Origin of the sequence: Aeromonas sp. 600886, from assembly GCF_049174935.1 — a bacterium.
Taxonomy (GTDB): domain Bacteria; phylum Pseudomonadota; class Gammaproteobacteria; order Enterobacterales; family Aeromonadaceae; genus Aeromonas; species Aeromonas veronii_A.
Genome location: NZ_JAAKUB010000004.1, coordinates 212,732 through 222,747 on the forward strand (window position 1 = coordinate 212,732; position 10,016 = coordinate 222,747).

Below are 10,016 nucleotides of genomic sequence, written 5' to 3' on the forward strand. Positions count from 1 at the left end.
TGGGAATGTAAAAGTCATCTCTTCGGGGATGATTTTTTACATCTATTCTCACTTCACTTCACTTCACTTCACTTCACTTCACTTCACCTGATCTGCCACTGTCTTTTTTTGAAATAAAAAGCACACACCCGCGCTTTCATTTTGTTTGTGTGATCTTGGGCACTATGCATTTTCTTTCTTTTAGTTATCATTCAACTGTTGGCAAGAGTTGAAAACAAAGGTATCGAAATTCTCTATCATTTCTGGAGTGAAACATGTCCATCTCTCGGCGTGATTTGCTGAAGGGACTAGCGGCAACCGGCGCGGTCGCTATGACTTCATCAATTTCAGGGTGTCAAACATCACTAAGTGGAGGCGCATCCACTGGGCGTATCAATGGAAAAACAAATCTATTAGTTGTATTTCCAGATGAGATGAGAGCTCATGCTCTTGGATTTATGGGGCAAGACCCATCATATACCCCTAATATAAATAGATTTGCGAAAGAGAGTGTTGTTCTTCGGCAAGCTGTATCCAATTTTCCGCTTTGTACCCCATTTCGTGGTATGTTGATGACGGGGCAATATCCATATCGTAATGGTATACAAGGTAACAGCCATACTGGTATGCCTGGCCAGTTTGGCGGAAAAGACTTTGGTATTGAGTTGAAAAAAGGCTCGGTGACTTGGTCAGATATTCTGAGCCAGCAAGGCTACTCAATGGGGTATATTGGTAAATGGCACCTCGATGCCCCCAGTGCGCCTTTTATTCCAAGTTATAATAACCCAATGGAGGGGCGTTATTGGAATGATTGGACGGCACCGGATCGTCGACATGGTTTTGATTTTTGGTATTCATATGGTACGTATGATAAGCATATGTCACCTATGTATTGGGCCAATAATACTCCTCGTGATAATCCGATAAAAGTAAATCAGTGGAGTCCTGAACATGAGGCCGATATTGCGATAAAATATCTCCGTAATGAAAATGGGTCTTATCGCGATAAAGATAAGCCATTTGCACTTGTAGTATCAATGAATCCCCCCCACTCCCCATACGATGAGATACCCAAAAAATATCTAGATAAGTTTGATGGGAAGACATCGAAAGAATTGAATAGTAGGCCAAATGTTCAATGGAATAAAGAGTATCTAGAAGGATATGGTCCCCAGTATTTCAAAGAATACATGGCTATGGTTCATGGTGTTGATGAACAATTCGGAAGAATATTGGATGAGTTGGATAGCCTAGGGTTGAAAAATGATACATTAGTTGTATTTTTTTCAGATCACGGTAGTTGTATGGGTTCAAATGGTGAACCGACAAAAAATGTTCATTATGAGGAATCGATGAGGATTCCAATGATTTTTAGGTTGCCAGGGAAACTAAAACCAAAACAAGATGACTTACTTTTTTCTGCTCCTGACATATATCCAACAATATTCGGGTTACTCGATTTTGAAGCATTAATACCCGATACGGTAGAAGGGAATAATTATGTTAAAACCCTGAGGGGGGAAGCTGGTGATGTTGTGCCGACATCACAGTTTTATACTTTCATGCCATATGGTGCGCAATCATATGGCCGACGTGGAATTAGAACTGAACGCTATACGATGGTTATCGATCGGAAGATAGGTAAGTCGTTGACATATATTTTGCATGATAATCATAACGATCCTTATCAATTGCATAATATTGCTAGTAATAACATGGATTTGATTAATCAATTAACAGAAAACGAACTAATCCCATGGTTAGAGCATACTGGTGATCCATGGCGTCCAACAGAGGTGCCTGTTGGCGTATTGAAAACATATTCATAACATATTGTAAAAATAATAATTGGAAACAGGAGTTATTTAAATGAAAGGCTATGTCAAATTTTTACCTATTGCTTTGCTTTCTCTTTCGATTAGTCAGGCATGGGCAAATGATTATAAGACAACGGTGGAATATCGTCATGGTTATGCTGATGGCTCGAAAAAACATGACGATAGGTTTAAGGTTTATGTTGATACGGGGAAAAATATAGGATTTGAGCTTGATGCTCGATATGGTAACAGTAATCCATCCCAAGTTTTTGATTCTACATATCTTGACGGCTCTGAGTTATGTGCATTTTATTATAAAGCCTTAAATAAAAATTTGACGGGCTTGGTTGGCTCTTCATTCGATGTATCATCAAATGGTGCTGTTCATATTCCATTTGTAAGGTTGAATTATAGCTTCGATAATGGTTTTAGAGTTCAAGGTCGTTATAAATGGAAGTTTTGGGATTATGAAACGATAAATCCAGTCACAAATTATGGGTATCGTTCTAAAATACAAGAATTTGATGCATGGGTTGGTTATAAATATAATGATTTTGACTTTGAATATCAGCTCGATTTGTTTAAGCAAATGGCGAGTGGTGCAATGCCAGAATTTAATGGGAAGGAGTATGATACTCAGCATAATATTAAAGTTAGTTATGCAATAGATAAAAATTGGAAACCATTTTTTGAGGTTGGCAATCTTAGAGAAGATCGTTATTCAGATAACCGGCAAACTCGCTATCGTATTGGTATAAAATATACATGGTAAGGTGATTAATATGCATAAATAAAGCTGGTGGTTAATTTCTTCAGCTTTATTTTTAATTGAAAGGAGTAAGATGATGGGTTCTATAAAAAAAATTGCACTGCTTACATTTTTTATGAGTAATCTAACCGCAGCTCATGAGTTGGCACCGGATTATAAGGTTTTGGCTGATAAATGGACTGAGGCCATTATTGGTGTGTCAGGTCAAGAGTATGATAGCTATCAACTTGGCATGATCAATAAAGTTAATCAGGATGCGGTAAAGTACCTCAATTCCTTGATTGTAACTGATACTAGGAATTCGCTTTGGAGCGATCTTCCATTCGATTATGCTAATGGTGGCAAGGTTGTTGGCCCGAATATTAGAGCATCAATGCTCAGATTGCTCACTATGGCAAAGGCATATCACTTCCCAGGTGAATTACAAGGAAATAGTATTTTGCTATCAAGCATTATCAGTTCCTTGGATTATTTGGTTAAGGAACACTATAAAGTTGGAGCGTTGGAATATGGCAACTGGTGGGATTGGGAGATTGGTATACCAAAAACGACAAATGATATATTGACCTTGATTTATCCTGATCTTACATCTGAACAAATTAAAAATTATACAGAGGCCAGTAGATATTTTTCGCCATTGCCAGACCGGAATGGTGTTAGTGAAGGGGCTAGCGCTTCCAGCAATCCTGTTAATCGTGAAGCTACAGGTGGCAACCGTACTGATATGGTACAAATTGTACTTGTGCGTGGAATAATTTCGGAGAGAGAAGACGAGATTAAAAACGCACTAAATGTATTACCTCAAGTTCTGGATCCTGTAACAACGGATGATGGATTTTATCATGATGGATCCTTTATCCAGCATGGTGATATTCCATACACTGGTACTTATGGTAATGTTTTACTTGAAGGTGTTGGTAAGGTGATGAATCTAATGGCTAATTCAAAATGGCCTGCAGACGATCCAAAGCTATTAAGAGTGTATAATATTCTGTATAAAAGTTTTTTCCCTTTTATGTATTCTGGACAAATGCTGGATATGCAAAATGGTCGAGCTATTGCCAGAGGTGAGCGGCAAAATCATGTAGAAGGTCATGCAGTTTTGGCATCTATGTTTAGATTCATTGATGCAGCAACCATAAATGATAGAAATAAAATATCAGAATTTATAAAAGGGCAAATCATTTCAGATAATACAAAGGGTTTTTTGCAAGGGCAGCAAGATTTCGTTATTTATAATAAAGCAAAAAAATTAATTGAAGATACAAGCATACATCCTGTAGTTCAATCTCCTCAGGCATCTTATTTTCCAGACATGGACCGATTTGTTTATCAAGGAAACGGTTATACTTTTGCCCTGGCATTGCATTCTGCCAGAGTCGGAAATTTTGAGTGTATGAATAATGAGAATAGAAAAGGTTGGTTTACTGGTGATGGTGCGACCTATCTATATAATGCAGATCTTCTGCAATATACTGACTATTGGCCTTTGATTAACCCATACCGGGTTTCTGGTACTACCATTGATTTAACCGAATCGTTGGGTGATTGCACAAATAATAATAAAGTCGCATCGAGAGTTGGTAAAAACAAGCAGGTTAATATGCAGAGAGTTGGTGGTGCTGCATACAAAACATTAGCTGCTATTGGTGCTGACTTCCATAATCATAATGATAGTATCAGTGCATTGAAGTCTTGGTTTGTTCTTAATAACAAAATTATAGCTGTTGGCTCAGATATTCGCAGCAATGAGAATGTCGAGATGGGAACGATAATTGACAGTAGGAAATTAAATGCAAATGGAACTAATAAAGTAGAGGTAAATGGTGTTTCTATTTCGCCTGATGTAAAGGAAGAGTATAACAATGTAACTTCATTTCTTGTTGAAGGGAATGTTCATGGGGCTAATGTAGGTTATTGGTTCCCGAAAGGGACAGACATTGTAATGGAGAAAAAACGCGTCTCTGCTAATTGGTCGGATATAGGTACAACAAAAAAAGCGGTCAATGGGTATACGTTAGCGTCATTTATTCCACAGGACGAGCATGTGTCTGGCTACCAGTATGTTATTTTAAATGGAGTCAATAGCCATGAGTTAAATGAGTATGCCAATAATCCAGATATTAGAGTGACTCGCTCAGATAATAAAGCACATATTGTAGAGGATACCAATGGGGAAAACATATTAGCCAATTTGTGGGGTAATGATGAGGTTTCTGTTGGAGGTATTAAAATATCATCTCCAGTATCTATTATATTAAATAAAGACTTTGATACATTGACACTAAGCCTTAGTGATCCAACAAGAACATTAACACAAGTTGAATTAATCACAGATGCTAACTTTAATGTTAAAGTTGATCCGGAAGGACGAATTAGTGTTAAAGGTGATACTGTGACTGTTAATCTTGAGTCGTTAAGCGGAAGCACTTACCATTTTGCACTTGAGCGTGATAATAGTACCTATATTGACAGCTATCGAAGTGATGATAAGAGTGGTGGTGCAACCGTCGATGCTCTCACCAAGTAGTTCCTTGGCATATTTGGATTATGGAGTATGCACTAGGAACAATTAGTTATGTGAGTGTAAATGGATCTTGATTTATGTAGAGAGCCACCCTTTGGGTGGCTCTTTTTATTGTGATTTATCCAGCTGATTGCGTAGTTTATTCCGGTCAGATGGTCTCCATCTCATGTTTGTCTGCTGAGGACAGGTGGCACTTTACCTTGTCGATGCGCACCGCTGCGACCTTGAACTCGGGGATCTTGGCGTGGGGGTCGGTGGCATTGATGGTGAGCCGGTTGGCCGGGGCTTCGGCGAAGTGGAACGGGATAAAGACTACACCCGGTTGCATCCGCTTGGTGACGAAGGCGGGCAGTTCGATATGGCCGCGGCGGCTGGTGACCTTCACCCGCTCACTGTTGCTGATCCCCATCCGCTCGGCGTCCGCCACGCTCATCATCACCCGCGGGCCAGCCAGCTTGTCGAGCCCCTTGGTCTTGCGGGTCATGGTGCCGGTGTGGAACTGCTCCAGCAGGCGGCCGGTGGTGAGCACGATGGGATAGGTCTCATCGGGCAGTTCGGCGGCATAGCGGAACGGGGTGGCGACCATCTCCCCCTTGCCACGGGTGAACTGCTTGCCGTGGAGCAGGCGAGTGCCTTCGGGCGCCGTGTCGTTGCAGGGCCACTGTAGCCCTTGTACACCCACCTTATCCCACTGGATGCTGGCGTATTGCGGCGTGACTTGGCAGATCTCGGCGGTGATCTCCTGGGCGTTCTGATAGCGCCAGTCGCCGCCCATTGCATTGGCAATCTGCTGGATGATCCACCAATCCTCCCGTGCTTCCCCCGGCGCCTTGAGGGCGGGGGAGATGCGTTGTACCCGTCGCTCGGTGTTGGTGAAGTGGCCGCTCTTCTCGGCAAAGGAGCAGGAGGGGAGCACCACATCGGCGAGCTGTGCGGTTTCCGAGAGGAAGATATCCTGCACCACCAGAAACTCCAGCTGCTTGAGCCCCTCGATGACGTGGTGCTGATCCGGATCGCTCAGCACCGGGTTTTCCCCCATCACATAGAGCCCCTTGATGCTGCCCGCACAGGCGGCATCTATGGTCTCGGTAAGGGTGAGGCCGGGCGTGCGCGGCAAGTCCGGTTGCTGCCAGGCGGTGGCGAAGCGGGCATGCACCTCGGGGTTGGCCACCTTCTGATAGCCGGGCAGGCAATTGGGCAGTGCCCCCATGTCACAGGCTCCCTGTACGTTGGATTGGCCGCGCAGCGGGTTGATGCCGCCCCCTTCTATGCCGATGTTGCCGCACAGCAGTTGCAGGTTGGCGATGGCGCGCACGTTGTCGTGACCGGTGGTGTGCTGGGTGATCCCCATGGAGTAGTAGATGGCGGTGCGCTCGGCGGTGCCGATAAGGCGCGCGAGCTCGATCACCTGCTCGGCAGGTACCCCGGTGACCAGAGCCACCTTGTCAGGTGCATAGGCGGGGGAGAGCACCTCCGCTTGCAGCGCTTCGAACCCTTCCACCCGATCGGCAATATAGGCCTTGTCGTGCCAGTCGTGCTGGATGATCTGCTGCATCAGGCCGTTGAGCAGCATCACGTCGGTGCCGGGGCGGTGGGCCAGATAGAGGCTGGCATGGTCCGCCATCTCGATCCGCTTGGGATCGGCCACTACCAGCCGCGCCTTGCCCATGATGACGGCCCGCTTGATATGGGAGCCGATGATGGGGTGGGCCGCCGATGTGTCGGAGCCGATGATGAAGATAAGATCCGAGTGATCAATGCTCGGGATGTCGTTGGTCATGGCGCCGCTGCCGAGCGACGCCTCCAGCCCGGTGACGGTGGAGGCGTGGCAGAGCCGCGCGCAGTGATCCACGTTGTTGGTGCCCAGTTCCCGGCGCATGAACTTCTGGAACAGGTAGTTCTCTTCATTGGTGGTTTTGGCCGACGAAAAACCCGCCAGCGCATCGCTGCCATAGCGTTTGCGCAGTGCGGTGAAGCGCTCGGCCACCAGAGCGATGGCCTCCTGCCAGCTGGCGGTCACCAGCTTGCCATCCTTGCGGACAAGCGGTGTGGTGAGGCGCTCCTTGCTCTGGATAAAGTCAAAGCCGAAGCGTCCCTTGACGCAGAGCAGCCCCTGGTTGACCGGCGAGTTGCGATTTCCCTCCACATAGCGGATGCGGTTGCGCGCCTCATCGACATAGAGGGTGACGCCGCAGCCGACCCCACAGTAGGTGCAGATGGTATTGACCGGCGTGAGCAGTTCGGTGCGCCCCTGTGATTTGTCGCGGGCATCCACCAGGGCGCCGGTGGGGCAGACCTGTACGCAGGCGCCGCACTGCACGCAGTGGGAGTCGCCCATCGAGAGTCCCGTGTCGAACTGCGGCCGGTTCGAGAGGGTGCCATCGCTGTGCTTGGCAAAGCGCAGCACCCCTTGTACCGCTTGCTCACCACAGGTCTGCACGCACTGGCCGCAGCCGATGCAGCGGTTGGCATCGAACACGATAAATTCGCTGCTGTTATCCACTGCAAACTTCTGGCACTGGCTGGTATCGAGAGCGCTCTGCTCGACCTTGTATTCGGTGGCGTAGTCGCGCAGTGCACAATCGGTGTTGGCCTGACAGCCGCACTCGAGGCAGCGGCTGGCTTCGCTGCGGGCATCGGCATCACTCAAACCACGCTCCACCTCGGCAAAGCTGCCCTCGCGATCCTGCTCTGCCAGATGGGGCATGATGGTGCGGGCGACTCTTTTCAGGTGAGCAAACTGGGCGGGATCGACCTGCTTGAGTTTGGGGGCCTTGCAGGCGTTGAAAGGGCGAACCGGGTCGATCATGTCACCGTGGAGGAACTGATCGATGGCCAGCGCCGCCTTGCGGCCATCGGCAACCGCCTCGATGGCGGTGGCGGGCCCGCGGCGCAGATCGCCGATGGCGAACAGGTTGCCGTGGCCGCTGTGCATGGTCTCGGGATGGGACTCCAGCGTCTGCCAGCGGGTGAAGGGGAGGGTGAGGGGCTCCCCTTCCATAAAGCTGAGATCAGGCTGCTGCGACACTGCCGCAATCACGGTATCAAACTCTTCAATGAGGTACTCGCCGGTGGGCTCCGGGCGGCGGCGACCGGAGGCATCCGGCTCGCCGACGGCCATCTTCTCGAGGCGCACCTGACAGACGCGGCCACGGCTGTCCGGCAGATTCTCCACCGGATTGGTCAGCATCATGAAGCGCACCCCTTCGTGCTCCGCCTCGTCAATCTCATATGCCTCGGCGGGCATCTCGGCGCGGGTGCGGCGATAGATGAGGGTGGTTTCGGCGCCGAGGCGTACCGCTGTGCGGGCGCAGTCGATGGCCGTGTTGCCGCCGCCGATCACCGCGACTTTCTTGCCGGTGGTGAGCCGCTTGGCCAGCATCCGATCCTTGAGGTAATCGACCCCGAGATAACAACCTGCCAGGGTGCTGCCCGGGTAATCCATCGGTACCGCCTTGGAAGCGCCGACTGCCAGACAGACCGCATCATAGTCGCGGCACAGCGCCGAGAGGGTGATCTGGTGGCCCAGTCGTTGCCTTGTGTGGATCCGCATGCCGCTTTGGCACATCAGGTCGATCTCCTGATCGAGGATCGCCTTGGGCAGCCGGTATTCGGGGATCCCGTAGCGCAGCCAGCCACCCGCTTCGGGCATCGCCTCGAACAGGTCGACCTCGAACCCCTCGTAACCCAGATAGTAACCGCAGGTGAGGCCGCCCGGGCCGCTGCCGATAATGGCCACCCGCTTGCCCTTGGCGGGCTTCTTTGCCGGTTGATAGGGGGCAACCTCGGCCAGATCGAGATCGGCGGCATGGCGCTTGAGCTGACGAATGGCCAGCGGCTCATCCACCAGCGCGCGGCGGCACTCCGCTTCACAAAAAGCGGGGCAGACCCGGCCGATGGAAAGAGGCATTGGCAGGGTCTGTTTGATGACGGCCATGGCCGCCTCGTGCTCCCCCATGGCGATGTGATGCAGATAGGATTGAATGTCCACCCCGGCCGGACAGGCGCGCTGGCAGGGGGCTTCGCAATCGGCGTAGTGATCTGCGAGGATGCGGCCGAGCGCCTGCTGGCGGTGTGCGCGCAGGGCATCGCTTTGCGTCGTGATCACCATCCCTGCCTTGGGGCGCGTCTCGCAGGCGCGCCGGATGCCGAGCCCGGCAATCTCCACCACGCAGAGGTCGCAGGGGGTCTTGGGGCCGCTGGTGTTGTCACCGCACAGGGAGGGGATATCAGTCTGGTGCTGTTTGGCTATCTGGAGCAGGGTTCTGGTCGGGTCAACCGTCAACTGAGCCCCATCGAGGGTGATGGTGATCATGGCGTCATAAACTCGCTTTCAAGGCGCAGAAAATGCTGCATCTGGCGGAGCCAGCAGGGGAAGCGACAGGGAGGATCGCTTGGTATCTTCTCACCATACCAAAGACAGTATGCAACTTTATTTGATTTAACTCAGGTTCTTTGCCTAAAAAGAAAACGATTTCAATGGTGGTGATATCCGTGGAGGACGCTCTGGACTTTGACTACCTATGTTGAGTTAAAACATCGAATTTCCTGCACTTTTATGGCCATTAAAGCAACCGTAAGCTGTATGTGATATGGAGATTACTCATGATGGCACGATGAGGGATATCCTAAAATATGCAACTTTTGTTTCGGTTTGTGGCGCAGAGCAAGCGACATTGGAAATAGCCGAACTGGCTGCACCTTGCGATCGGCAAAATGAATACAGATATGGCTCTGGATGGGCCATCTGATGAAAATTGCCGCTGGTCACCGTTTTGCTGTACTGAGACCTGATGTTACAACTCCAACTCAATGATTGGGATCTCCCAGCGCTCGATGCATATCTGGGGTTGATACTCTTCTTTCTCCTGTTCTTTACGTCGTTCCACCAGAGCAATCACTCGGGCTTCACGGATGCTATTCA

4 protein-coding genes are annotated in these 10,016 nt (G+C 49.2%); 3 read left to right on the forward strand and 1 reads right to left on the reverse strand.

Features of this window, described 5'->3' with window-relative positions:
* The first annotated feature begins 254 nt into the window (after positions 1-254).
* From G5179_RS05315 to G5179_RS05325, 3 genes are all read left to right on the forward strand, one after another.
* Positions 255-1,808 (forward strand): sulfatase-like hydrolase/transferase, encoded by a 1,554-nt coding sequence (locus tag G5179_RS05315; RefSeq protein WP_216954427.1) that lies wholly within the window; start codon positions 255-257, stop codon positions 1,806-1,808.
* A 40-nt stretch (positions 1,809-1,848) separates the two neighbouring features.
* Entirely contained in the window at positions 1,849-2,568 is a 720-nt protein-coding gene (locus G5179_RS05320; RefSeq protein ID WP_101150273.1) for an oligogalacturonate-specific porin KdgM family protein, read from the forward strand.
* A 70-nt stretch (positions 2,569-2,638) separates the two neighbouring features.
* A complete protein-coding gene (locus G5179_RS05325) occupies positions 2,639-5,095 on the forward strand; it encodes a polysaccharide lyase 8 family protein (RefSeq protein ID WP_421254181.1) in 2,457 nt (818 codons plus the stop codon).
* Positions 5,096-5,240: 145 nt separating this feature from the next.
* Here the strand turns inward: G5179_RS05325 and fdhF are convergent, their stop codons facing one another.
* Positions 5,241-9,407 carry a formate dehydrogenase subunit alpha gene (gene fdhF, locus G5179_RS05330; RefSeq protein WP_421258008.1) on the reverse strand — a complete coding sequence of 1,389 codons (4,167 nt, stop codon included), beginning with the start codon at positions 9,405-9,407 and terminating at the stop codon, positions 5,241-5,243.
* Positions 9,408-10,016: the final 609 nt, after the last annotated feature.

Coding starts and splice junctions, on each gene's coding strand:
- G5179_RS05315 (WP_216954427.1), top strand. CDS start 255: ATGTCCATCTCTCGGCGTGATTTGCTGAAGGGACTAGCGGCAACCGGC.
- G5179_RS05320 (WP_101150273.1), top strand. CDS start 1,849: ATGAAAGGCTATGTCAAATTTTTACCTATTGCTTTGCTTTCTCTTTCG.
- G5179_RS05325 (WP_421254181.1), top strand. CDS start 2,639: ATGATGGGTTCTATAAAAAAAATTGCACTGCTTACATTTTTTATGAGT.
- fdhF (WP_421258008.1), bottom strand. CDS start 9,407: ATGATCACCATCACCCTCGATGGGGCTCAGTTGACGGTTGACCCGACC.